Here is a 21,773-nt window from a genome sequence, read left to right as displayed (position 1 = left end):
GCGGAAGCTTCGTCGCACCTGCGCGAAGCGGAAGCTTCGTCGCACCCGCGCGAAGCGGAAGCTTTCTTGAGCGCGCGGCTAGGCCGCGTCGCCCTTGAGGAAGGGCTCGACGGTGCCCTTGAGCTTCAGAAGGATGGGCTTGCCGCGCCGGTCGCGCGCCGTGCCGGCGGCCACCTTGATCCAGCCCTCGCTGACGCAATACTCCTCGACATTGGTCTTCTCGGTGCCGTTGAAGCGGATACCGATACCCTGCGTCAGTAGTTCCTCGTTGTGGAACGGGCTGTCGGGATCGATGGCGAGACGGTCGGGCAGTGGGCTCTGGCTCATGCGCGCCCCCTTAGCGCAACCGTCCGCCAGGCGCCAGCCCGCACGGCGACCCTCGAAGGCGGAGCCCCAGACGAAAAAGGCCCCGGTCGATGCCGGGGCCTTGCTCGTTCGACCGCGAACGGATCAGCGGACGCGGCGCCGTTCGGAAACGGGCTGGAACGCGATGCGCGCGTGATACTGGCAGTAGGGCGAGGCGTCCGGCGCGTGGTTGCCGCAGAAGCGGAACTCGTCGGACAGAGGGTCGCCGAGCGGCCACTTGCAGGTGCGGTCCGACAGCTGCACAAGCGTCAGGTTGCGCGAGATCGGCACCACTTCGCCAGGGCCGTGCTGCACCTCGACCCGGCCGACGACCTCGGCCTCGTCCTCGTCATCCGCCTCGATCTCGATCTTCAGAGCGGTGGCTCCGAGCGTCGCGGGACGGGCGGGGCGCGGGGAGGCGACGGGCGCCACGGCGACCGCCGCGACCGGCGGCACCGCCATCGGCACGGCGCGAGGGAGCGGCACGTCCTCCGGCGCGGTCTCGACCAGGACGGGGCGGGCGATGCGAGCCGACAGGACCGGCTCCAACGGGACGGACGCCTTGAGGCGGCTGTCGAGCTTCAAGCGATGAACCTTGCCGATCACGGCGTTGCGTGTCACGCCGCCCAGTTGCGCGGCGATCTGGCTTGCGCTCAGACCATCGCCCCAAAGTTGCTTCAGAAGATCGATCCGCTCGTCGGTCCAACTCATGAACTGACTCCTAACTCTTGGCACATGCGGCGCGTCCCAGATCCGCGCAATATCGAAAAGGGGGATCCCAACTACCAGATCTGGTAGACATCCGATCTCGCCGCACGAAATATGGTGTCTAGCGTCAACTTAACTCGCGTCGAGGCGCTGTGGCAAGGTGCGCACAGTGTGGCACGAATCGCTTTTGTGGCTTTTCAACAGGTTGCTGCGATGGCGCGTGGGGTCGGAAAGGCCGCAATTCCGGGGTTCCGATTGACAATCCGCCGTCGCGACATGGTATAGCAAGGCCGCTGTCGGTGGCCGCATCGGTGGCCCGTCCCCCCTTCGTGGTGGCGCGGCGGCAAGCTGTCGGCGGGCCGCTCGAGCCCTTGCCGGAACCTGTTCCCATCAACCCAAGAAGTCAGCCCATGTCCGAGCATGACAATCCGCTTTTCGCCACTTTCGCCCGCGCGGACCTGCGCGTCGAGCGAGGTGAGGGCGTGTGGCTCGTCACCGAGGATGGTCGGCGCTTTCTCGACTTCACGGGCGGCATTGCCGTCAACTCGCTCGGGCACGCGCATCCGCATCTCGTCGCGGCCCTGACCGAGCAGGCCTCGCGCCTCTGGCACGTGTCCAACCTGTTTCACATCCCGGGGCAGGAGCGCCTTGCCGCGCGCCTCGTGGAGGCCTCGTTCGCCGACAAGGTGTTCTTCACCAATTCGGGCGCCGAGGCGCTGGAGTGCGCGATCAAGACGGCCCGCCGCTACCAGTACGTTTCCGGTCGCCCGGAGCGTTTCCGCATCCTCACCTTCGAGGGCGCCTTCCACGGCCGCACGCTCGCCACCATCGCGGCCGGCGGGCAGAAGAAATATCTGGAAGGCTTCGGGCCGAAGGTCGAGGGCTTCGACCAGGTGGCCTTCGGCGACATCGAGGCCGTGCGCGCCGCGGTCGGGCCCGAAACGGCCGCCATCCTGATCGAGCCAATCCAGGGCGAAGGCGGCGTGCGTGCGGCGCCTGCCGAGTTCCTTCGCCAGCTTCGTGCGCTCTGCGACGAGCACGGCCTGCTGCTCGTCTATGACGAGGTGCAGACCGGCATCGGGCGCACGGGGCGCTTCTTCGCCTACGAGAACGCGGGCGTGGAGCCGGATGTCCTGGCATCGGCCAAGGGCATCGGCGGCGGCTTTCCGCTCGGGGCTTGTCTGGCGACCGCGGAGGCCGCCAAGGGCATGACGGCCGGCACCCACGGCACGACCTTCGGCGGCAACCCGCTCGGAATGGCGGTGGGCAACGCCGTGCTCGACGTCATCCTGGCGGACGGCTTCCTCGACGAGGTGCGCCGCACCGCGCTTCTGTTCAAGCAGAGCCTCGCCTCGCTGAAGGATCGCTATCCCGACATCGTCGAGGACGTGCGCGGCGAGGGCCTCCTGATCGGCCTCAAGCCCCGCGTGCCGAACGGCCAGTTCGTGGAGACGCTGCGCGCGCACATGCTTCTGGCGGCGCCCGCCGGCGACAACGTGGTGCGCTTCCTGCCTCCGCTCGTGGTTTCGGCCGACGAGGTGCGCGAGGCGATGAGCCGGATCGAGGCGGCGGTGGCCGACCTTTCGGCCGATGCGACGGAAAGTTCGGCAGCATGAGCATTTCAGCGGCCGGGCCACGGCACTTCCTTGATCTCTCGGCGGTCTCGGCAGGGGACCTGCGCGCCATCCTGAACGACGCCGGCGAGCGCAAAGCCAAGGGGCGCGCCGGACCGCGCCCGCTGGAAGGGCGCATGCTGGCCATGATCTTCGAGAAGCCCTCGACGCGCACCCGCGTGTCGTTCGACGTTGCCATGCGGCAGCTCGGCGGCGAGACGCTGTTCCTGTCGGGCTCCGAAATGCAGCTCGGCCGCGCCGAGACGATCGCCGACACGGCGCGTGTCCTGTCGCGCTACGTCGACGCGATCATGATCCGCACCACCGAACACGCGCGCCTTCTCGAGATGGCCGAAGCCGCGACCGTGCCGGTGATCAACGCCCTGACGGACGACACCCATCCCTGTCAAATCATGGCCGACCTCCTCACCTTCGAGGAGCATCGCGGCCCGGTGAAGGGCAAGACCTTCGCCTGGACGGGCGACGGCAACAACGTGCTCAACTCGCTGATCGAGGCGGCCGGCGCCTTCGACTTCTCGCTGCGCATCGCGACGCCTGAAGGCTCCGAGCCCGATGCTCGCTTCATCGAGCGCGCGAGAGCCGCCGGCGCACGTCTTCACCTCACGAGCGAGGCGGAGGACGCGGTCGCCGGCGCCGACTGCGTCGTCACCGACACCTGGGTCTCGATGGGCCGCGAGGCCGAGGCGCGCGGCCACAACGTCTTCATGCCCTATCAGGTCAACGCGGCGCTGATGCGCCATGCCAACCCCGAGGCGCTGTTCATGCACTGCCTGCCCGCCCATCGCGGCGAAGAGGTGACGGACGAGGTGATCGACGGGCCGCAGTCGGTGGTCTTCGACGAGGCCGAGAACCGCCTTCACGCGCAGAAATCGATCCTCGCCTGGGCCTTCGGAGCCGTTGCCTCGCATGGTTGATCACGGAACGGAACTGGGCGAGTTCGGCTTCGCCGGCGACGATGCGGTCGTGCCCTTCGCCGTGGAGGCGCTGGATGCGCGCGGGCGCGCGGTGCAGCTCGGCTCGATGGTGAACGCCATCCTCGGGCGCCACGACTATCCCGAGCCCGTCGCCCGGCTGCTCGCCGAGATGATCGTGCTCACCGTGCTCCTCGGCACGTCCCTGAAGTTCGAGGGCAAGTTCATCGCCCAGACCCAGACCGACGGGCCCGTCGATCTTCTGGTCGTGGACTTCACCATGCCCTCCAGCGTGCGCGCCTACGCGCGCTTCGACGCCGATCGTCTGGCCACGGCTGTTGCGGAAAGGAAGACCGATCCGTCGGACCTCCTCGGCCACGGCATCCTGGCGCTGACGATCGACCAGGGCGCGCATACGCAGCGCTACCAGGGCATCGTGGAACTCGCGGGAACGTCCCTCGAGGCAGTCGCCGAGACCTATTTCCGCCAATCCGAGCAGATCCCGACCACGGTGCGGCTCGCCGTTGCCCGCATGTCGCGCCGCCAGGACGGCGGCGGCTTCGCGGACAGCTGGCGCGCCGGCGGCCTGATCGCGCAGTTCCTTCCGGAAGCGCCGGAGCGCATGCGCCTCGCCGACCTGCCCGGCGGCGACGCGCCGGAGGGCGCCGAGGTCGAACTCTTCACCGAGGACGACGCCTGGACCGAGGTGCAGGCGCTGGTGGGCACCGTGGAGCCGTCGGAACTTGCCGATCCCGATGTCGGCGTCGAGCGGCTCCTGTTCCGCCTGTTCCATGAGCGGGGCGTGCGCGTCTTTCCGGCGACGGAGGTGCGGGACGACTGTTCGTGCAACCGCGAGAAGATCCGCGGCGTGCTCCAGGGCTTCTCCGCCGAGGACATCGAGCACAGCACCGAGAATGGCCGCATCCACGTGACGTGCGAGTTTTGCGGCGAGGCCTACGACTTCTCGCCCGACGAGTTCACCTCACAGTCCTGAGCCGGACCCGGAGGGTCAAAGTCCGCCATAGCGCCGGAGGAGGTCGAAGGCCCCTTTGAGGAGCGCGATCGTCGCGAAGCCGCCGCCGACGACCACCGCGGTCAGCAGCATCGCGGTCGTACGCCGGTCGCGCGGGCTCTCCATCTCTTTGTTCTCGTCGTCCGATGCCATGCCGGGAATACGGCTGGCGCCCCGTCCGGGTTCCCGCCGCTTGCCTGGCGTCCCACCGTATCCCATCCTGCGTTCGGCGAGGTCGGGGGGAGGAGCGAGGCATGGACGCCGACGCGTTTCGACGGGGACCGATCACGGTCACCGCTTTCGACTGGGTGCCGCGCTTCGCGCAGGGGCATGTGCGCGACCTTCGGGTGCGCTGGGCGTTGGAAGAGGCGGGTCTGCCCTACGAGACGACCCTCGTGGCGCAGGGCGAGCAACGGCAGCCCGCGAACCTCGCCCGCCAGCCGTTCGGACAGGTGCCCACGCTGACCGTCGGCGAACGCAGCCTGTTCGAAACGGGCGCTTGCGTGTGGCGGATCGCGGAAACGAGCGAAGCGCTCCTGCCGTCCGGCACCGCGGCACGCGACGACTGCCTCGCCTGGGTCTTCGCCGCGGTCGACTCGGTCGAGAAGCCGATCGCCATGCTGGCCATGCTGCGCTTCTTTACGAAAGACCGGGACGCGGCCGAGCGCGCTCAGCCGGACATCGAAACACTCCTGCATGAGCGCCTCACGCGTCTTTCGGACGCGCTGGGCGAGGCGGCGCATCTGTCGGGCGGACGCTTCACGGTGGCGGACCTGATGATGACGGCGGTGCTTCGCGATGCGGGGCGGGGCGATCTCGACCCGTTCCCGACCCTGAAGGCCTATGTCGCGCGCCACGAGGCGCGCCCGGCTTTCAAGCGGGCCCTCGCCGCGCAGCTTGCGCCCTTCGCCGAGAATGCGGCGCGGTATCGCGCTTCCGCGCCAGGCGGAGCGGCCCCGAACAGTTGACGCACAGCGCTTGGCATCACCAGATCGCTGGTATACTAGTATGCCACGATGATGGATGTGCCCGACTATCGCGATGTCGCCTGACGCGCCGCTCGAATTGACGTCCGGCGGTCGCCGTGGTGCGCGCCCCGCGCGGCGCGTCACCTCGGCCACGCAGGTCTTCGAGACCCTGCGGACGGAGATCGTCGCCTGTCGCTTCCCGCCGGGGACCCCGCTCTCGGATCGCGGTCTGGTAGAGCGCTTCGGCGTTAGCCGCACACCGGTGCGCGAGGCGCTGATCCGGCTTGCCGAGATCGGGCTGGTCGATGTCAGGCCGCAGTTCGGGACCTTCGTCTCGCGCGTTCCCGTCGCCGCGATCCCGGAAGCCGTGCTCATCCGCAAGGCGCTGGAAGGCGTGACGGTGGAGAAGGCGGCGGAGAACGCCGGTGCCGGACGGCTGGAGGCGCTCGACCAGGCGATCCGCCGTCAGAAGGCGAGCGCCGCGGTGGGCGACAACGACGGTTTCCACGTGGCCGACGAAGCGTTCCATCAGGCGATCGCCGATCTCGCCGGGCATCCCGGGATCTGGACCCTGCTCGCCCAGGCCAAGGTCCAGCTCGACCGCGCCCGGCGCCTGACCCTGCCGGAACTCGGCCGGGCGGCCGGCGTCGTCGTGGAGCACGAGGCGATCCGCGAGCGGATCGCGGCGGGCGACCCAATGGGCGCGCGGGAGGCGATGGAGCGCCACCTCGGCGCCGTCATCCCGGACGTCGCGGAGATCCGCAGTCGTCATCCCGATTATTTCGTCTGAGAACAGGACCGGCCGGGGAGCCGGGTGAGGGGGAGCATCGATGCGCCAGGGCTGGAGATGGTTCGGACCACGAGCCAATGTGACACTGGACGAGGTCCGGCAGGTCGGCGCGACCGACGTCGTCTCGGCACTCCACGAGGTGCCGATCGGCGAGGTCTGGACGCGGGAGGCGGTGGAGGCGCGCCGCGACCTGATCGAGACCACCCCGCCGGGTCGCGCGCCGCTGCGCTGGTCGGTGGTCGAAAGCATTCCCATTCCCGACGCGGTGAAGCGCACGGGCGGGGCGGCGAGCCACGAGATCGAGGCCTGGATCGCGAGTCTTGAAAGCGTCGCGAAGGCCGGGATCGGGGTCGTCTGCTACAATTTCATGCCGGTCGTCGACTGGTGCCGCACCGAGCTCGACTATGTGACCGATACCGGCGCGACCGCGATGCGCTTCAATTTCGAGACCTTTGCCGCGTTCGAGCTCCACATCCTCCAGCGGCCGGGTGCCGAGCGCGACTACACGGCGGAGGAACAGGCGCGCGCGACGGCACGCTTCGAGGCGATGGAGGACGGCGAGATCGCCGATCTCACGCGCAACATCGCAAGCGCCCTGCCGGGCTCCACCACCGAGCCGATGACGATCCCGGGCTTCCGCGACAAGCTCGCGCAGTATCGCGACATCGACGCGCCGCGCCTGCGCCGCCACCTCGTCGAGTTCCTGGAGGCGGTGACGCCGGCGGCGGAGAGCTTCGGCGTGAAGCTGACGCTGCACCCTGACGATCCGCCGCGCCCGCTCTTCGGCCTGCCGCGCGTCGCCTCGACCGAGGCCGATTACGCCGCGCTCTTCGAGGCCGTGCCCTCGCCGGCAAACGGCATGTGCTTCTGCACCGGCAGCCTCGGCGTGCGGGCGGACAACGACCTGCCGTCGATCGCCCGCCGTTTCGCGTCCCGCATCCATTTCTCGCATCTGCGCGCCACCAAGCGCGAGGCCGATCCGCGCTCCTTCCATGAATCGGCGCACCTCGAAGGCGACGTCGACATGGTCGTGGTGCTGCGTGAACTCGTGGCGGAGGACAAGCGACGCGGGAAGGGGGAGACCATTGTGTTCCGCTCCGACCACGGACACCGGATGCTGGACGACCTTCGCAAGGACGTGACGCCCGGCTACCCCGCGACGGGCCGCATGCGCGGGCTCGCCGAACTGCGCGGCATCCTCCACGCCCTCGGCCATCCGCCGGAGCGACCCACCGCCTGAACCGGAAAAGACTTGTCGCTTCGGCGATTGTGCGCCGCCCCTTTCTCCCACTAGACGTGGGGGCGAGCATCGGGAGGCGACGAGCATGACGGAACTGGGCGAGCGGCTTTCGGGAATCCTTGGACCCAAGGGGTGGATCCCCGCCGCCGAGGCGGCGCCCTGGACCCGTGACTGGCTGGACCGGTTCGGCGCACCGCCGCTCGGCGTCGCCCGGCCCGCCACGACGGCCGAGGTGTCGGCCGTGATGGGCGCCGCCCATGCGGCGGGCGTGCCCGTGGTGCCCCAGGGCGGCAACACCGGCCTATGCGGCGGCGCGGTGCTGGGCGCTCCGGGCGGGGTGATCCTGTCGCTCGCCCGGATGGCGGCGTGCGGCGAGCCCGATATCGCCAGCGGATCGATCGAGGTCGAGGCGGGTCTCGTGCTGCAGGTCCTTCACGAGGCGCTCGAGGGGGCGGGGCTGATGTTCCCGATGCATCTCGGCGCCGAGGGCAGCGCGCAGATCGGCGGGCTGATCGGCACCAACGCCGGCGGCAGCCACGCCTTCCGCTTCGGCATGATGCAGGATCTCGTCCTGGGGCTTGAGGTCGTGCTCGCCGACGGCACGGTGTGGGACGGCCTGCGCGCGGTTCAGAAGGACAACGCCGGCTACCAGCTCCGCCGCCTCTTCTGCGGCTCGGAGGGAACGCTCGGGATCGTGACCCGCGCCGTCCTGAAGCTCTATCCGGCTCCGCGCCAGCGCGCGACGGCGCTTCTGGTGCTGCCGGATGCCGCGGCGACCGTCGCGTTCGGCACGCGACTGCGCGCGGAGGCGGGCGAGGTGCTGACCGGCCTCGAGTTCTTCTGCGACCTCGGGCTGGATCTGGCGCTCCGCCATGTCCCGGCGCTCACCTACCCGCTGCAGACGCGCGGTGGCTTCTATCTCCTGGTCGAGGTGGCGAGCGCTTCGGACCGCATGCCGTTGGAGGAGATCCTGACCGGCGTTCTCGAATGGGGAATGGAGGAGGGGCTGGTGCTGGACGGCACGATTGCCGCATCTGACGCTCAGCGCTCGGCGTTCTGGAGGCTGCGCGAGGAGCAGCCGGAGGGCCAGCGGCTGGAAGGGGCGCAGCTCAAGCACGACGTCGCCGTGCCGCCCGGCCGGATCGCCGAGTTCATGGAGGCGGCGGGCGCGCTGTGCGAGGGGCTCGTGCCCGGCGTGCGCATCAACCCGTTCGGGCACCTGGCGGACGGCAACATCCACTACAACCTGTCGCCGCCGCACGGGGAGGCTGGTTTCGGGGACAGGGCCCGGGATCTCGGCCTCGCCGTCGCAAAGCTCGCCACCGAGATGGGCGGAAGCTTCGCTGCCGAGCACGGGCTCGGCCAAGCCAAGGTCGGCCTCGCCGATGCCCTCCGCTCGCCGGTGGAGCGTCGGCTGATGCTAACGCTGCGCCGGGCATTCGATCCCGGCGCGACGCTCAACCCCTGGGCGGTGGTTCCGGCGGACGCCGCCTAATCCAGAGCGGCGGCCACCGCATCGAAGAAGACCAGCGGATCGACGGGCTCCTTGCCGGTGGGCTTGGGCTGCGCGCCGAAGGTGACGATCACGACGTTGCGCTTGGGGTTGATGTAGATGTTCTGCCCCTGGATGCCGATCGCGGCGAACGCCCCGTCGGCGATCGAGGGCTCGGTCCAGCCCGTCCACCACATGTAGCCGTAGTCGAGCTTCGAGCCGTCCTTCAGCGTGGTCGGCCCGGCTGCTTCTCGCACCCAGCCATCGGGAAGGAGAGAGGCGCCGTCGATCGTGCCGTTCTCCAGGAAGAACTGCCCGAAGCGCGCGAAGTCGCGCAAGGTAGCGGAGAGACCCGAACCGCCGATCTCGTGTCCATCCGGCGAATCCAGCCACCAGTTGGCGTCGGCTTCCATGCCGTAGGGAACCCAGATCTTCTCCGAGAGATAGTCGGCGAGCGGCTTGCCGACCGCGCCGCGCACGATCTCGCCGAGCACCTGCGTCTCGCCGGTGGAGTAGTTGTTGAGCGTGCCGGGCTCGGCCGCGCGCGGCAGGCTCGCCATCAGCTTCATCGCCGAGCCCGGCTCCTGCGCAATCTGCGCCTCGAGGAGGGCGCGCCGGTCCGACGCGAGATCGGTGTAGGTCTCGTTCCAGCGCACGCCCGAGCTCATCATCAGGATGTCGCGAAGGGTCACGCCCTCGTAGGCACTGCCCTTCAGCGCCGGAACATAGGTCGTGACCATGGCATCGAGGCCGGAAAGCTTGCCTTCCTTGATCGCGATGGCGGCGAGCGTCGAGGTGATCGATTTGGCGACCGACATCGACATCCAGCGCGTTTCCGGCGTGTTGCCACGCTGATAGGTCTCGAACGCCACCTTTCCGTCCTTCAGGACGATCATCGCCGTGAAGCTGTCGAGCGCCATGACGTCGTAGAGGTCGTAGGTCTTCTCGCCCTCCGTCAAACTCACCTCGCCGAGCGGCTTCTCGGCGGCCGGCAGGTCGCGGACCGTGCCGCCGGCCTTGATCGGGCGCGTCGGGAACAGGCGGTCGATGTTGCGATAGGTCGAGACGGCTTCGTCGGGCAAAAGCTTCCCGTCGTAGACCTCGGCGACGGTGCCGATGCGCTCGCCCGCATGCGGATACGCCGCAGCCCTCGCCGGCATCGCGGCCATGAGGGCCGCCGACAAGGCAGCCAGGGCGACGCCCGTCTTCGCAATCCGTTTCGTCATCAGAATCTCTCCCCATCGGTCCCCACAGTGTTTCGCGGGCGGGCGGGGGAGGCAAGGCGGGAATGCGATTGCGCTACTGGACCAGCGTCAGTTGCTCGCCCTTGGCCTCGAAGCGCGACAGGCGCTTGAGGAAGCTCATGCCGAGGAGCGTGGTGCCGGGGCCGACGCCTTCGAGCACCATGACGTCGATGTCGGACAGTTCCACCGGTCCGATCGACAGGCGCCGAACCCTGGCGAGTGCCGCGCGCACGGTCCCCTGCGCCGTCTGGGCCGTGTGCACGAACTCGGACGGGTCCACCCGCACGCCGAGGCGCCGGGCCGCGTCCTGCCCGAGCGCCACGTAGGTCGCGCCCGTATCCACCATGACCTCCTCGCTTCGCCCGTCGAAGCGGGCAAGCGTTCGGAAATGGCCGTCGCGGCCCGCCTGAAGCCGCACCATGCGGCCGGCCGGCAGCGGCAGGGCGGCTTCGACCACCGGCTGGGGCGGGTCGAGGCGCTCCACCTCGCCTTCGGAGACGAGGTTCGCGCGGTATCGTTCGAAGGCGGAAGGGAAGACGAGGGCGATCGCCGTGGCGCCGACGAGAAGGGGGAAGAACTTGGACATCGGCCGGCATCCGGGGCAAGCGTGCCGGGACCAGCGCGCGTCATCAGCCTGAGCCAAGCGGGTTTCCAAAGCGTTGAGGCGCCGGAAACGAAACCATCACGCCGGGGCCGGGTTCGCATGCCCCCATGGGGCGGCACGGCCGCCGGGATCGGAGGTGTGATGGATGCCTTGTCCGCCGCCTCCACCCTCCGTTTGTCGTTCCCGCTCGCCCGGATTGTCGCAATACCCGCGCCGGCTCGCCTCGAATGGTCGGCTACTTCGTGCCGTACATCCGGTCCCCCGCATCGCCGAGGCCGGGGATGATGTAGCCCTTCTCGTTCAGTCCCTGATCGATCGAGGCGGTGTAGACGGGAATGTCGGGATGCGCGTCGCGGAAGCGCTTGATGCCCTCGGGGGCGGCGAGAAGGCAGAGGAAGCGGATGTTGCGCGCGCCCCGCCCCTTCAGCATGTCCATCGCGGCGGTGGCCGAGTTGGCGGTCGCCAGCATCGGATCGACCACGATGACGAGACGGTTCCCCAGATCCTCCGGAGCCTTGAAGTAGTATTCGACCGGCTGCAGCGTCTCGTGGTCGCGGTAGAGGCCGACATGGGCGACGCGTGCGGCCGGCACGAGGTCGAGCATGCCTTCCAGAAGGCCGTTGCCGGCGCGCAGGATGGAGGCGAAGACCAGCTTCTTGCCCTCCAGGATCGGCGACGACATCGGTCCCATCGGCGTCTCGATGTCGATCGTCGTCATGTCGAGGTCGCGCGTCACCTCGTAGGTGAGAAGGGTCGAGATTTCCCGCAGGAGGCGGCGAAAGCTCGCCGTCGAGGTTTCCTGCTTCCGCATCAGGGTCAGCTTGTGCTGGACCAGCGGATGATCGATCACGGTGACGCCGTCCATACGGATGCCCTTTGCCTGGATGTCTGCCGTCATGGCTCTAGAGCCTGGGGACGGTGCCGCCAAGATCGAAGCGGGACGGCGTCGCGAGAAAGCTTGTCCCGTGTGGGCCGGGGGGGAGGCCGAGATGGGCGGCGACGCTCTCGCCGATGTCGGCAAAGGTCGGTCGCACGCCGATCGCCCGCGCGCCCACGCCGGGGCCGAAGCCGAGGACGGGCACGCGCTCGCGCGTATGGTCGGTGCCCGGAAAGGTCGGGTCGCAGCCGTGGTCGGCCGTCAGAATCACGAGATCGCCCGGCCGCAGCGCGGCTTCGAGTTCGGGCAGGCGCCGGTCGAACGCCTCGAGCTCGGCGGCATAGCCCGCGACGTCGCGCCGATGACCGTGGATCGTATCGAAGTCGACGAAGTTGGCAAAGACGAGGTCTCCGTCCGCTGCATAGCCCACGGCGCCGAGAAGCGCGTCGAACAGCGCCATGTTGCCGTCGCCCTTGCGCACCTCGGAGATGCCCCGATGGGCGAAGATGTCGCCGATCTTGCCGACCGCGATCACGCGGGCCCCGGCTTCGAGCGTTCGGTCGAGGACGGTGGGCTCGGGCGGCGGCACCGCATAGTCGCGCCGGTTGCCCGTGCGGCGGAAGGTTTCGGCGGTCTCGCCCACGAAGGGCCGCGCGATCACGCGTCCGATATTGAGCGCATCGACATGCCGTCGCGCGATCTCGCAGAGGGCATACAGCCGATCGAGCCCGAAGGCTGTCTCGTGCGCGGCGATCTGGAGGACGCTGTCGGCGGAGGTGTAGAGGATCGGCCGGCCGGTGCGGATGCTGGCTTCGCCCTCGCTTGCGATGATCTCGGTGCCCGAGGCGTGACGGTCGCCGAGGATACCCGGCAGGCCCGCCTCGCGCACGATCGCCTCGATGAGGGCAGGGGGGAAACATGGCACGGTGCGGGGGAAGTAGCCCCAGTCGAAGGGCACGGGAACGCCTGCGATCTCCCAGTGGCCGGACGGCGTGTCCTTGCCGCGGCTGACCTCGCGCGCCGCGCCATGCAGCCCGCGAGGCTCGGGACCGCCCGCGATATCAGCCGCCGCCAGAAGTCCGAGGCGCTCCAGGAAGGGAAGGCGCAAGGGGCCGTGCCGCAGCGCCTCGCGATCGGCCCGGCCGGCGAGCGCCGCCGCGTGGATATGTCCGAACGTGTCGGCGCCCGCGTCGCCGTAGTCGGCGGCGTCCGGCGCCTGGCCGATGCCGAAGCTGTCGAGCACGATCAGGATAGCGCGGCCCAAGTTCTCTCTCCCGTTCGACCTCGCTCTTTCTGTCACGAAAGCGGCTGGTCGGGAAACAGGGGCTTGGCGGGATGGCAGCCGGAGCCGCTCCTTGCGATCAGTTGCCGGGCTGGGACAGCTTCTCGTGATCCTCCAACTGCTCGACGGCTACCTGGTAGGCGATGTGGTTGTCGCCGATCGCAAGCTTGGGCTCGCAGGCGGGCGAACAGGAATAGGTGGTCCGTTCGGCCTGCCGGAACACGCGCAGCGAATGAGACTCGTCGCTCGACACCATCACGCTGTCGTCGAGAACGACCTCGCCGGCGGTGTCGAGCACCACGAGGTTGGTGATCCCGTAGGAGCGCCCCGTCAGAACCAGCGTGCGAGCGTCGTGGATCGTGATGTCGGCGATCGACGGATTGCCGATGATCACGCTGCCGGCCTGTCGCGGAATGCGCAGGATCCGCACCTGGTCGATCGGAACGCTGAGACCGTTGGTGCTCTCCGCCTGGGCCGAGGTGGGCGCTGCGAGAGCGACGATCGCCGCAAGAACGAAAGGACGCATAGGGAAGCTCCGCCGATCGCAAGATGCCGGCGATCTTTCATAAGGCGCGGATGCTTAAGGAGAGGTTGCGGACATTTCTAAGTGCTAACTTCACCATACGGCAACCATGCCTTTGGTTACCGTTCCTTAAGGCTGTTCCTTAAGCCGCCGGAAAACGCTCCTCTGTAGTTTGGATCTCACCGAACGACGGACGATGTCGGGTCGTCGGGACTGGTTTCCATCGAACGGGCAGGAGTCCCCCATGTTCAAGCTCATCCAGCGTTTTCGCAAGAACGAGTCCGGCGCGACCGCGATCGAATACGGCCTGATCGCCGCTCTCGTGAGCGTCGTCATCATCGGCGCCATCACCACGATGGGCGAAAACCTCACCTCGACGTTCACCACCGTGAGCGAATCGCTCGGCGGCTAAGCCGAACGTACGGATCCCAACAGCTATCTGTTGCTGATCGCTGCCTACACAACGGAAAGGAGGTCCTCTCGATGTCTGTGGTCCTCCTTTCCGTGTTTCCGATTGCCTTGTTTGCCGCGGCACTGAGCGACCTGAAGTCCATGACCATACCGAACTGGATGGTCGGCTTTCTCGCGGTGTGTTTCCTTCCGTTTGCGTTGACGGCCGGCTTGTCGCCAACCGCCGTCGGCATGCATGTTCTCACCGGCGGCGCCGTTCTGACGGTCACCTTCTGCTGCTTTGCGGCCGGCTGGATGGGCGGAGGCGATGCGAAACTGATCGCGGCCGCCGCCGTCTGGCTCGGCCCGACCCCGGCGCTCCTGTCCTTCGCAATCTGGACATCGCTTCTTGGCGGCGTATTGACGCTCGCCTTCCTTCTCGCCCGAGCGTGCCTTTCGCCGACGACCGGGCTGGCGTCCGTCGATCGTCTTCTGCACGCCGATACGGGCATTCCCTACGGTGTCGCCATAGGGGGCGCGGGGCTGATCATGACGCCTTCGTTGCTTGCGGCCCTTCCCGTGTGAGGACGCTGTCCTCCTTCAACGACGGCTGCGTCAGCAACTCATTAACCATGCCTTGAGGATTTATCCTCCATAACGCCTCATCGGTCGAACTCCAGGAGACCGCAAGAGGAGTTGAGAGGATGCAGGCAGCCCGCTTGGCGATCTTCGGCATCGCGGCCGTAGCTGCGATCGGGGCTGGTCTGCTCGCCTTGAATCTCGGCGGCGGCAACCCCGAGCCGATCATCATCTCCGCGCAGCCCGTCCAGCCGCCGATCAAGCTGCTCGAGGTCCTCGTCGCTTCGCGCGACATCGGCATGGGATCGGGCACCGAGGGCGCGCTCGACTGGATGAAGTGGCCGGAGGACGGCGTCTCCGCGACCCTGATCCGCCGCGACCAGCGCCCGGACGCCATCACCGAGCTGAAGGGCACCATCGCCCGCCAGAGTTTCTTCTCCGGCGAGCCGATCCGCGAAGCCAAGCTCATCCGCTCCGACCGCGGCTTCATGTCGGCGATCCTGCCATCCGGAAGCCGTGCCGTCTCGGTCCAGATCTCTCCCGAAACGTCCGCCGGCGGCTTCATCCTGCCCAACGACCATGTCGACGTCATCATGACGCGCGCCCGCCCCCCCGTCGAAGGGCAGCCGCCCTCCTACGACACGCAGACCGTCCTGAAGAACCTGCGGGTCCTCGCCATCGACCAGACGGTCGAGGAGAAGGAAGGCGAGCGGGTCGTGGTCGGCTCGACCGCGACGCTCGAGGTCGACGCCGCGCAGGCCGAAGCCCTGACGGCCGCGCAGCGGATGGCCGAGCGCCTGGTCCTGTCGCTGCGATCCCTCGCCGATTCCGTGCCGGGATCGCCGGGCTACGCGGCCTTCCTGCTCGAGCAGCAGAAGCGCACCACCAACACCGAAATCCGTCTCGTCCGCTACGGCAAGACGACCAACCTCACCGCGGGGAACTGACCGATGGCCAACCGCATCCTGCGACCCCTGGCCCATGTCGCGCTCGCCGCCCTCGCGGCCGGCGCCCCGGAAGCGGCTTTCGCCGCGTCCAACGACGCGATCATCTCGATCAACCGCCTCAACCAGACGGTCGCGCTCGGGCTGAACAAGTCCAAGGTCATCGACCTGCCGCGCGATGCGCACGACATCGTCGTCGCCGATCCCTCGGTGGCCGATGCCGTCACCCGCACGTCCCGCCGCATCTACCTCTTCGGCAAGCGGATCGGTCAGACCAACATCTTTGTCTTCGACGCTGCGGGCCGCGAGATCGCGGTGCTCGACCTGAAGATCGAACGCGACATTGCGGGCCTCGCGGCCACCATCCGCCGCTTCATCCCGACGGCGGACGTGAAGGCGGAGATGCTGAACGACAACGTCATCCTGACCGGTACGGTGGAGAATGCGCAGGACGCCGCCCGCGCGGTGGACCTCGCGACGATCTTCACGCGGGGCGGCGAGGCGACAACCGGCCAGTACGTCCAGACGGCGTCGGCGTCGGGTTCCTCGGCCAATCTGTCCTCCTCCTCCGTCTCGCAGATCAGCCCGGCGCTGCAGCGCAGCCAGATCGTCAACCTCCTGCAGATCCAGGGCGAGGACCAGGTCACGCTGAAGGTCACCGTGGCCGAGGTTCAGCGCTCCATCGTGAAGCAGCTCGGCCTCAACGGTTCGGTCAGCGGCTCCAGCGACGGCGTGGCGTTCTTCGGCGGGGTCGACAACCCGTTCGCCCTCGGCAAGGCCTTGTCTTCGTCGGGCATCGGTGCGGCGGGCGCGGTCGGCGACGTCAACTTCGACGCCATGCTGTCGGCTCTCGAACAGGCGGGTGTCATGCGCACCCTGGCCGAGCCGAGCCTCACCGCCATCTCCGGCGAAAGCGCGAGCTTCAAGGTCGGCGGCGAGTTCGTCGTGCCCGTCAGCCAGAGCTACGAGTACGGCGAACCGGAAAAGCGGGAGTTCAAGGGCTACGACGGCTCCGGGCAGCCGATCTTCGAGACGACGCCGGCCACGCGCGACAGTCGGACCGTCCAGCGCAAGGAGATCGACTACGGCATCGGTCTCGACTTCACGCCGGTGGTTCTCTCGCCGGGGCGCATCAGCCTCAAGATCCGGACGGCTGTCTCCGAGCCCACCTTCGAGACGCCCTTCCACACGTCGGGCGGCCGCGACGGCGGCGTCGGCGCGGTCAGCATCCGCAAGCGCCTGGCCGATACGTCGGTGGAACTGCCATCGGGCGGCAGCCTGGTGATCGCGGGACTGGTGCGCGACGAGATGCGACAGGTCATCTCGGGCTATCCCGGCCTGTCCAAGGTCCCGATCCTCGGCACCCTGTTCCGCTCGCGCGATTTCCAGCGCTACGAGACCGAACTCGTCATCATCGTGACGCCCTATCTCGTGCGGCCGGTGGCCCGGCAGGACCTCGCCCGGCCCGACGACAACCTGGCTTTCACGTCGGACGGGGCCGGCAACCTGCTGGGCCGGATCAACCGCGTCTACGGCCATTCCGAAACCGCCCTTCCGTCCGGCCGCTATCACGGCACCGTTGGATACATCTACAAATGAGCGAGCAAGCGACCTCTTCCGCCGCCCGTCGCCTCGCCACGGCCGGCTTCGTCCTCACGGTTCTCGGCCTTGCCGGCTGCGCGCAGCGGCCCGATGGCCCCCTGAACTACGCGCCCGACGACTACCGTGCGCGCCATCCCATCATCGTGGGCGAGGCGACGCAGGACCTCGACATCCTGGTGGCCTCCTCGGAGACGCGGCTGACCCATGCCGACCTGACGCGCGTGCAGAGCTTCGCCTCGCGCTTTCGCGCCGCTCGCGCCTCGGTGATCCGCATCCAGGTGCCGGCGAACACGCGCAACGCCCAGGCCGCCGGTCTCGTGGCCAAGGACATGGTGCGCGCCCTCGGTCGCGAAGGGGTGGCGCGCTCGCGCGTGCTTCTCACGTCCTATGACGTCGAGACGAGCGGCGAGGCCTTCCCGATCCGCCTGTCCTTCAACGGGCTGACCGCCGGTCTCGAGCACGCCTGCGGGCAATGGCCGGCCGACCTCGGGGAAACCTACCAGAACCGCAACTACGAGAACTTCGGCTGCGCGAGTCAGGCAAACCTTGCCGCGCAGATCGCCGACCCGCGCGACCTCTTGGGCCCGCGCGGCATGAGCGAGATCGACGCCGAGCGCCGCACGACGGTGATCGGGGACTATCGCCAGGGCAGGTCGACGGCTTCCGACCGGAGCCGGACCGAATCGAACTACAACTGGTAGGAAGGCGTATCGCCATGTCCCCTCCGCCCTTTTCCGAGACGGCCTACCATCTCGACGACGAGACGCTGCGCGAGCGGCTCGATGCGCTTCGGCCGATCCCGCGCATCTCGATCCAGGCCTTCTGCGAGACGCCCGAGGTCGCGGGAACGATCGAGGCCGCCGGCGCCGACCGGCGCATGGCCAAGGCGCACCTGCGCGTCCACACCGGAGGCATCCGTGCGGCGGCCGAGCACTACGCCTCAGCGCCGACGCCCAATCTGGTGATCCTCGAGTCGCAGTTCGCGGCGGCCGAACTCCTTGCCGAGCTCGACACGCTGGCCGAGGTCTGCGATCCCGGCTCGAAGGTCGTCGTGGTCGGTCATTGCAACGACGTGTCGCTGTATCGCGAGCTGACGCGGCGCGGCATTTCCGAATACGTGCTGGCACCGCTCACGCTGTCCGAGTTCATCGGTCTCGTGTCGCAGCTCTTCGCCGCTCCCGATTCCGCGCCGCTCGGGCGCTCGGTCGGCTTCGTCGGCGCCAAGGGCGGTGTCGGCGCCTCCACGATCTCCCACAACGTCGCCTGGTCGATCGGCAAGCTCTTCTCCTCCGACGTCGTGCTCGCCGACTTCGACCTGGCGTTCGGAACGGCCAACATCAATTTCGACAAGGATCCGCCGCAGGGCATCGCCGAGGCGGTGTTTTCGGCCGATCGCCTGGACGAGGTCTTCCTCGACCGCCTGCTGGCGAAATGCGCCGACCACCTGTCGCTGCTGGCGGCTCCGTCGACGCTCGATCGGACCTACGACTTCGATGCGGAAGCCTTCACGCCGCTGATCGAGGCGGCGCAGCGCGGCACGCCCTCGGTGGTGCTCGACCTGCCGCACGCCTGGAACGAGTGGACGCGCAACGTCCTCCAGCGGATCGACGAGATCGTGATCGTCGCGACGCCCGATCTTGCGAACCTGCGCAACGCCAAGAACCTCGTCGACACGCTGAAGCGCCTGCGCCCCAACGACGGGCCGCCGCGTCTGGTGCTCAACCAGACCGGCATGCCCAAGCGTCCGGAGATCGAGGCCGCGGAGTTCGCCGAGCCGCTCGGTCTCGTGCCCCTGGCCACGATCGCCTTCGATCCGGCCGTGTTCGGCATGGCGGCCAACACGGGGCGGATGGTCTGCGAGACGGAGCCCAAGCACCCGTCGGTGGAGGCCTTCGCCGAGATCGCCCATGCCGTCACCGGGCGCAGCTCCACCAAGCGGGCCCTCAAACCGGCGCGCTCGGGCCTGTTCGGCCTGATGCGCCGCCGTTGAAGCGTCTCCCGGCGCGGCGGCAACGCCTGCGCGACTGGGTGACGCAGTGAAATCAGACAGCTCGGATCGTCCCGGCGAAAGCGGTTCGCCGGAGGTCCGAGACCCGGAGGAACCATGTTCGGAAAGCGCGGACCCGATACACCGACCAAGGCTCCCGTGCCCCTCGCGGCGCTGGTGCCCGTCGTGCGCGAGCCGTCGCCCGCGACCCCCGTTGCCGCGGCGGCGCCCGCACGCCGCGTTTCCGAGCCTGCACCCACGCCGCCGGCGACCGCCGCCAAGATCCGGCCCGACAGCTATTACGAGACCAAGAGCAAGGTCTTCGCGGCGCTGATCGACACGATCGACCTCAGCCAGCTCGCCCGCCTCGAGACCGAAGCGGCGCGCGAGGAAATCCGCGACATCGTCAACGACATCATCGCGATCAAGAACTTCGCGATGACGATCGCCGAGCAGGAGGACCTGCTTTCCGACATCTGCAACGATGTCCTCGGCTATGGACCGCTGGAGCCGCTGCTGGCGCGCGACGACATCGCCGACATCATGGTCAACGGCGCGCGGCAGACTTTCATCGAAGTCGCCGGCAAGGTGCAGGAGGCGGGCGTCCGCTTCCGCGACAACCAGCAGCTTCTCAACATCTGCCAGCGCATCGTGTCCCAGGTCGGACGGCGCGTCGACGAATCCTCGCCCATCTGCGATGCGCGCCTGCCCGACGGCAGCCGCGTCAACGTCATCGCGCCGCCGCTCGCCATCGACGGCACGGTTCTCACCATCCGCAAGTTCAAGAAGGACAAGCTGACGCTCGACCAGCTGGTCACGTTCGGCGCGATCTCGCCGGAAGGTGCCGAGATTCTTCAGATCATCGGCCGCGTGCGCTGCAACGTGGTGATTTCCGGGGGCACGGGCTCGGGCAAGACGACCCTTCTCAACTGCCTGACGCGCTACATCGACGAGGACGAGCGCATCATCACCTGCGAGGATTCGGCCGAGCTCCAGCTCCAGCAGCCCCATGTCGTGCGCCTGGAAACCCGCCCGCCCAACATCGAGGGCGAGGGCGAGATCACCATGCGCGACCTCGTCAAGAACTGCCTGCGCATGCGCCCCGAGCGGATCATCGTCGGCGAGGTGCGCGGCCCGGAGGTGTTCGACCTTCTTCAGGCGATGAACACCGGCCACGACGGATCGATGGGGACGATCCACTCCAACTCCCCGCGCGAGTGCCTCAACCGTATCGAGTCGATGATCGCCATGGGCGGCTTCTCCTTGCCCTCGCGCACGGTGAAGGAGATCGTCACCGGCTCCATCGACATCATCGTGCAGGCCGCGCGCCTGCGCGACGGCTCGCGCCGCATCACTCACATCACCGAAGTGCTGGGCATGGAGGGCGACGTCATCACAACGCAGGATCTCTTCGTCTACGACATCCTGGGTGAGGATTCCCGCGGCAAGCTGATGGGCCGTCACCGCTCCACCGGCGTCGGTCGTCCGGCCTTCTGGGACCGCGCGCGCTACTACGGTGAAGAGCAGCGGCTCGCCCGTGCCCTCGACGCGGCTGAGATCAAGGGCGCGGGCGCCTCATGATCACGATCGGCTTCGTGGTCCTGGCGACCATCGCCCTCGGTGCCTTGACCTATGCGCTGCTCGAGCCGCGCCTGCAGGTCGAGAAGAACGCCCGCAGCCGTCTCGGCCAGTACAAGCAGAGCGAGAGCGACATCCAGGCCAAGCGCCAGGCGCGCGACCGATTGCAGGAGGTGGCCAAGCGTCGCAAGTCGATCCAGACCTCGCTGGACGATCTCGACAGCAAGCAGAAGGCCAAGACGCGCCACACGCGCAACCTGACGATCGAGCGGCGCATCGCCCAGACGGGGATGAAGCTGTCGATGCGCAGCTTCGTTCTGGGCAGCATCGGGCTCGGCCTTCTCGCGTCCTTCCTGGCGCTGGTGTTCGGGGCGCCGCTGCTGGTGGTTGCGGGGCTCGGCCTCGTCGGTGGCCTCGGTGTCCCTCGCTGGCTCCTCAGCTTCCTGAAAGCCCGGCGGCAGAAGAAGTTCGTCGAGGAATTCGCCAACGCGGTGGACGTCATCGTGCGCGGCATCCGCTCCGGCCTGCCCTTGAACGACACGCTGCGCATGGTCGCGGCGGAAACGCCGGAGCCGGTGCGCTCGGAATTTGCCCGCATCGTCGAGGCGCTCCAGATGGGCCTGTCGATGACGGAAGCGGTCGAGCGCCTCTATCAGAACATGCCTCTGGCGGAGACCAACTTTTTCGCCATCGTGGTCTCGATCCAGAGCCAGGCGGGCGGCAATCTCGGCGAGGCGCTGTCCAACCTGTCGCGCGTCCTGCGCGAGCGCAAGAAGATGAAGGGCAAGATCCAGGCGATGTCGATGGAGGCCAAGGCCTCCGGCGGCATCATCGGATCCCTGCCGTTCATCGTCGGCGGTCTCGTCTACATGACCTCGCCCGACTACATCGCGATCCTCTTCAATACCGGCGCGGGCAATATCGTCCTCGCCTGCGCAGGCATCTGGATGGCGATCGGCGTCGTCGTCATGCGCAACATGATCAATTTCGACTTTTGAGGTCGCTCGGGCTGCTGGTGTCGTCACCCGAGCGGCCGCAAGCCTTGCCACCGCCGGACCATTGA

Annotated in this window: 23 protein-coding genes; 15 read left to right on the top strand and 8 right to left on the bottom strand. The window is 68.1% G+C overall.

The window, feature by feature from the left end:
- Positions 1 to 78: 78 nt before the first annotated feature.
- Both AUL34_RS21015 and AUL34_RS21010 read right to left on the bottom strand, forming a co-directional pair.
- Positions 79 to 327: a DUF3297 family protein gene (locus AUL34_RS21015; protein WP_061938505.1), complete on the bottom strand. Its 249-nt coding sequence runs from the start codon at positions 325 to 327 to the stop codon at positions 79 to 81.
- Between the two features lie 123 nt (positions 328 to 450).
- Positions 451 to 1,056, bottom strand: coding sequence for a GcrA family cell cycle regulator (locus tag AUL34_RS21010; RefSeq protein WP_061938502.1), 606 nt, complete (start codon positions 1,054 to 1,056; stop codon positions 451 to 453).
- Between the two features lie 407 nt (positions 1,057 to 1,463).
- Between AUL34_RS21010 and AUL34_RS21005 the strand changes: the two genes are divergently transcribed.
- The 3 genes from AUL34_RS21005 to AUL34_RS20995 are packed head-to-tail and all read left to right on the top strand — an operon-like array spanning position 1,464 to position 4,592.
- On the top strand, positions 1,464 to 2,669 hold the full coding sequence (locus AUL34_RS21005) for an aspartate aminotransferase family protein (protein ID WP_061938499.1): 1,206 nt from the start codon (positions 1,464 to 1,466) through the stop codon (positions 2,667 to 2,669).
- Positions 2,666 to 3,601, top strand: a complete 936-nt coding sequence (gene argF, locus AUL34_RS21000; RefSeq protein ID WP_061938496.1) for an ornithine carbamoyltransferase — start codon at positions 2,666 to 2,668, stop codon at positions 3,599 to 3,601. Before AUL34_RS21005 ends, argF begins: the two co-directional genes overlap by 4 nt.
- A complete protein-coding gene (locus AUL34_RS20995; protein ID WP_061938493.1) occupies positions 3,594 to 4,592 on the top strand; it encodes an Hsp33 family molecular chaperone in 999 nt (332 codons plus the stop codon). The genes argF and AUL34_RS20995 overlap by 8 nt, the downstream gene beginning before the upstream one ends.
- A gap of 15 nt (positions 4,593 to 4,607) precedes the next feature.
- Here AUL34_RS20995 and AUL34_RS22470 read toward each other — a convergent pair whose 3' ends face one another.
- Complete coding sequence (locus tag AUL34_RS22470) at positions 4,608 to 4,763, bottom strand: hypothetical protein (RefSeq protein WP_156421049.1); 156 nt, start codon at positions 4,761 to 4,763, stop codon at positions 4,608 to 4,610.
- A 101-nt stretch (positions 4,764 to 4,864) separates the two neighbouring features.
- On the opposite strand from AUL34_RS22470, the gene AUL34_RS20990 reads away from it, so the two are divergent.
- From AUL34_RS20990 to AUL34_RS20975, 4 genes are all read left to right on the top strand, one after another.
- A complete protein-coding gene (locus AUL34_RS20990; RefSeq protein ID WP_061938490.1) occupies positions 4,865 to 5,578 on the top strand; it encodes a glutathione S-transferase family protein in 714 nt (237 codons plus the stop codon).
- A 73-nt stretch (positions 5,579 to 5,651) separates the two neighbouring features.
- On the top strand, positions 5,652 to 6,368 hold the full coding sequence (locus tag AUL34_RS20985) for a GntR family transcriptional regulator (protein WP_061938487.1): 717 nt from the start codon (positions 5,652 to 5,654) through the stop codon (positions 6,366 to 6,368).
- Positions 6,369 to 6,408: 40 nt separating this feature from the next.
- Complete coding sequence (uxuA, locus tag AUL34_RS20980; RefSeq protein WP_061938484.1) at positions 6,409 to 7,608, top strand: mannonate dehydratase; 1,200 nt, start codon at positions 6,409 to 6,411, stop codon at positions 7,606 to 7,608.
- 85 nt (positions 7,609 to 7,693) lie between these two features.
- Positions 7,694 to 9,103: an FAD-binding oxidoreductase gene (locus tag AUL34_RS20975; RefSeq protein WP_061938481.1), complete on the top strand. Its 1,410-nt coding sequence runs from the start codon at positions 7,694 to 7,696 to the stop codon at positions 9,101 to 9,103.
- Here the strand turns inward: AUL34_RS20975 and AUL34_RS20970 are convergent.
- The 5 genes from AUL34_RS20970 to AUL34_RS20950 all read right to left on the bottom strand — a co-directional run bounded on the left by AUL34_RS20970 (position 9,100) and on the right by AUL34_RS20950 (position 13,633).
- Positions 9,100 to 10,326: a serine hydrolase gene (locus tag AUL34_RS20970; RefSeq protein WP_061938479.1), complete on the bottom strand. Its 1,227-nt coding sequence runs from the start codon at positions 10,324 to 10,326 to the stop codon at positions 9,100 to 9,102. The two genes, AUL34_RS20975 and AUL34_RS20970, sit on opposite strands and share 4 nt — an antisense overlap.
- A gap of 73 nt (positions 10,327 to 10,399) precedes the next feature.
- Positions 10,400 to 10,930: a TIGR02281 family clan AA aspartic protease gene (locus AUL34_RS20965; RefSeq protein WP_061938476.1), complete on the bottom strand. Its 531-nt coding sequence runs from the start codon at positions 10,928 to 10,930 to the stop codon at positions 10,400 to 10,402.
- Between the two features lie 253 nt (positions 10,931 to 11,183).
- On the bottom strand, positions 11,184 to 11,813 hold the full coding sequence (upp, locus tag AUL34_RS20960) for a uracil phosphoribosyltransferase (protein WP_061938519.1): 630 nt from the start codon (positions 11,811 to 11,813) through the stop codon (positions 11,184 to 11,186).
- 37 nt (positions 11,814 to 11,850) lie between these two features.
- Positions 11,851 to 13,089 carry a phosphopentomutase gene (locus tag AUL34_RS20955; protein ID WP_061938473.1) on the bottom strand — a complete coding sequence of 413 codons (1,239 nt, stop codon included), beginning with the start codon at positions 13,087 to 13,089 and terminating at the stop codon, positions 11,851 to 11,853.
- Positions 13,090 to 13,186: 97 nt separating this feature from the next.
- A complete protein-coding gene (locus AUL34_RS20950; protein ID WP_061938470.1) occupies positions 13,187 to 13,633 on the bottom strand; it encodes a pilus assembly protein N-terminal domain-containing protein in 447 nt (148 codons plus the stop codon).
- A gap of 241 nt (positions 13,634 to 13,874) precedes the next feature.
- On the opposite strand from AUL34_RS20950, the gene AUL34_RS22080 reads away from it, so the two are divergent.
- From AUL34_RS22080 to AUL34_RS20915, 8 genes are all read left to right on the top strand, one after another.
- A complete protein-coding gene (locus AUL34_RS22080) occupies positions 13,875 to 14,042 on the top strand; it encodes a Flp family type IVb pilin (RefSeq protein WP_082653559.1) in 168 nt (55 codons plus the stop codon).
- A 71-nt stretch (positions 14,043 to 14,113) separates the two neighbouring features.
- A complete protein-coding gene (locus AUL34_RS20945; RefSeq protein WP_061938467.1) occupies positions 14,114 to 14,605 on the top strand; it encodes a prepilin peptidase in 492 nt (163 codons plus the stop codon).
- A 119-nt stretch (positions 14,606 to 14,724) separates the two neighbouring features.
- A complete protein-coding gene (cpaB, locus tag AUL34_RS20940; RefSeq protein ID WP_061938464.1) occupies positions 14,725 to 15,546 on the top strand; it encodes a Flp pilus assembly protein CpaB in 822 nt (273 codons plus the stop codon).
- 3 nt (positions 15,547 to 15,549) lie between these two features.
- Positions 15,550 to 17,142: a type II and III secretion system protein family protein gene (locus tag AUL34_RS20935; protein WP_061938461.1), complete on the top strand. Its 1,593-nt coding sequence runs from the start codon at positions 15,550 to 15,552 to the stop codon at positions 17,140 to 17,142.
- Positions 17,139 to 17,846, top strand: coding sequence for a CpaD family pilus assembly lipoprotein (locus tag AUL34_RS20930; RefSeq protein ID WP_061938458.1), 708 nt, complete (start codon positions 17,139 to 17,141; stop codon positions 17,844 to 17,846). Before AUL34_RS20935 ends, AUL34_RS20930 begins: the two co-directional genes overlap by 4 nt.
- Positions 17,847 to 17,860: 14 nt before the next feature.
- Complete coding sequence (locus tag AUL34_RS20925; protein WP_061938455.1) at positions 17,861 to 19,135, top strand: CpaE family protein; 1,275 nt, start codon at positions 17,861 to 17,863, stop codon at positions 19,133 to 19,135.
- A gap of 114 nt (positions 19,136 to 19,249) precedes the next feature.
- Positions 19,250 to 20,713 carry a CpaF family protein gene (locus tag AUL34_RS20920; RefSeq protein WP_061938452.1) on the top strand — a complete coding sequence of 488 codons (1,464 nt, stop codon included), beginning with the start codon at positions 19,250 to 19,252 and terminating at the stop codon, positions 20,711 to 20,713.
- Positions 20,710 to 21,708 (top strand): type II secretion system F family protein, encoded by a 999-nt coding sequence (locus tag AUL34_RS20915; protein WP_061938449.1) that lies wholly within the window; start codon positions 20,710 to 20,712, stop codon positions 21,706 to 21,708. The genes AUL34_RS20920 and AUL34_RS20915 overlap by 4 nt, the downstream gene beginning before the upstream one ends.
- Positions 21,709 to 21,773 lie beyond the last annotated feature (65 nt).

The organism is Aureimonas sp. AU22, assembly GCF_001463745.1.
Classification (GTDB): domain Bacteria; phylum Pseudomonadota; class Alphaproteobacteria; order Rhizobiales; family Rhizobiaceae; genus Aureimonas.
This window is presented reverse-complemented; position numbering and strand designations above follow the sequence as displayed.

Excerpts from the sequence above, each read along its gene's own strand:
- AUL34_RS22080 (WP_082653559.1), top strand. The coding sequence starts at position 13,875 with ATGTTCAAGCTCATCCAGCGTTTTCGCAAGAACGAGTCCGGCGCGACC.
- AUL34_RS20995 (WP_061938493.1), top strand. The coding sequence starts at position 3,594 with ATGGTTGATCACGGAACGGAACTGGGCGAGTTCGGCTTCGCCGGCGAC.
- AUL34_RS20920 (WP_061938452.1), top strand. The coding sequence starts at position 19,250 with ATGTTCGGAAAGCGCGGACCCGATACACCGACCAAGGCTCCCGTGCCC.
- AUL34_RS22470 (WP_156421049.1), bottom strand. The coding sequence starts at position 4,763 with ATGGCATCGGACGACGAGAACAAAGAGATGGAGAGCCCGCGCGACCGG.
- AUL34_RS21015 (WP_061938505.1), bottom strand. The coding sequence starts at position 327 with ATGAGCCAGAGCCCACTGCCCGACCGTCTCGCCATCGATCCCGACAGC.
- AUL34_RS20990 (WP_061938490.1), top strand. The coding sequence starts at position 4,865 with ATGGACGCCGACGCGTTTCGACGGGGACCGATCACGGTCACCGCTTTC.
- upp (WP_061938519.1), bottom strand. The coding sequence starts at position 11,813 with ATGGACGGCGTCACCGTGATCGATCATCCGCTGGTCCAGCACAAGCTG.
- AUL34_RS20965 (WP_061938476.1), bottom strand. The coding sequence starts at position 10,930 with ATGTCCAAGTTCTTCCCCCTTCTCGTCGGCGCCACGGCGATCGCCCTC.
- AUL34_RS20975 (WP_061938481.1), top strand. The coding sequence starts at position 7,694 with ATGACGGAACTGGGCGAGCGGCTTTCGGGAATCCTTGGACCCAAGGGG.
- AUL34_RS20985 (WP_061938487.1), top strand. The coding sequence starts at position 5,652 with ATGTCGCCTGACGCGCCGCTCGAATTGACGTCCGGCGGTCGCCGTGGT.
- AUL34_RS20925 (WP_061938455.1), top strand. The coding sequence starts at position 17,861 with ATGTCCCCTCCGCCCTTTTCCGAGACGGCCTACCATCTCGACGACGAG.
- argF (WP_061938496.1), top strand. The coding sequence starts at position 2,666 with ATGAGCATTTCAGCGGCCGGGCCACGGCACTTCCTTGATCTCTCGGCG.
- AUL34_RS20930 (WP_061938458.1), top strand. The coding sequence starts at position 17,139 with ATGAGCGAGCAAGCGACCTCTTCCGCCGCCCGTCGCCTCGCCACGGCC.
- AUL34_RS20935 (WP_061938461.1), top strand. The coding sequence starts at position 15,550 with ATGGCCAACCGCATCCTGCGACCCCTGGCCCATGTCGCGCTCGCCGCC.
- AUL34_RS20950 (WP_061938470.1), bottom strand. The coding sequence starts at position 13,633 with ATGCGTCCTTTCGTTCTTGCGGCGATCGTCGCTCTCGCAGCGCCCACC.
- AUL34_RS21005 (WP_061938499.1), top strand. The coding sequence starts at position 1,464 with ATGTCCGAGCATGACAATCCGCTTTTCGCCACTTTCGCCCGCGCGGAC.
- AUL34_RS20970 (WP_061938479.1), bottom strand. The coding sequence starts at position 10,326 with ATGACGAAACGGATTGCGAAGACGGGCGTCGCCCTGGCTGCCTTGTCG.
- AUL34_RS20945 (WP_061938467.1), top strand. The coding sequence starts at position 14,114 with ATGTCTGTGGTCCTCCTTTCCGTGTTTCCGATTGCCTTGTTTGCCGCG.
- AUL34_RS20915 (WP_061938449.1), top strand. The coding sequence starts at position 20,710 with ATGATCACGATCGGCTTCGTGGTCCTGGCGACCATCGCCCTCGGTGCC.
- uxuA (WP_061938484.1), top strand. The coding sequence starts at position 6,409 with ATGCGCCAGGGCTGGAGATGGTTCGGACCACGAGCCAATGTGACACTG.
- cpaB (WP_061938464.1), top strand. The coding sequence starts at position 14,725 with ATGCAGGCAGCCCGCTTGGCGATCTTCGGCATCGCGGCCGTAGCTGCG.
- AUL34_RS21010 (WP_061938502.1), bottom strand. The coding sequence starts at position 1,056 with ATGAGTTGGACCGACGAGCGGATCGATCTTCTGAAGCAACTTTGGGGC.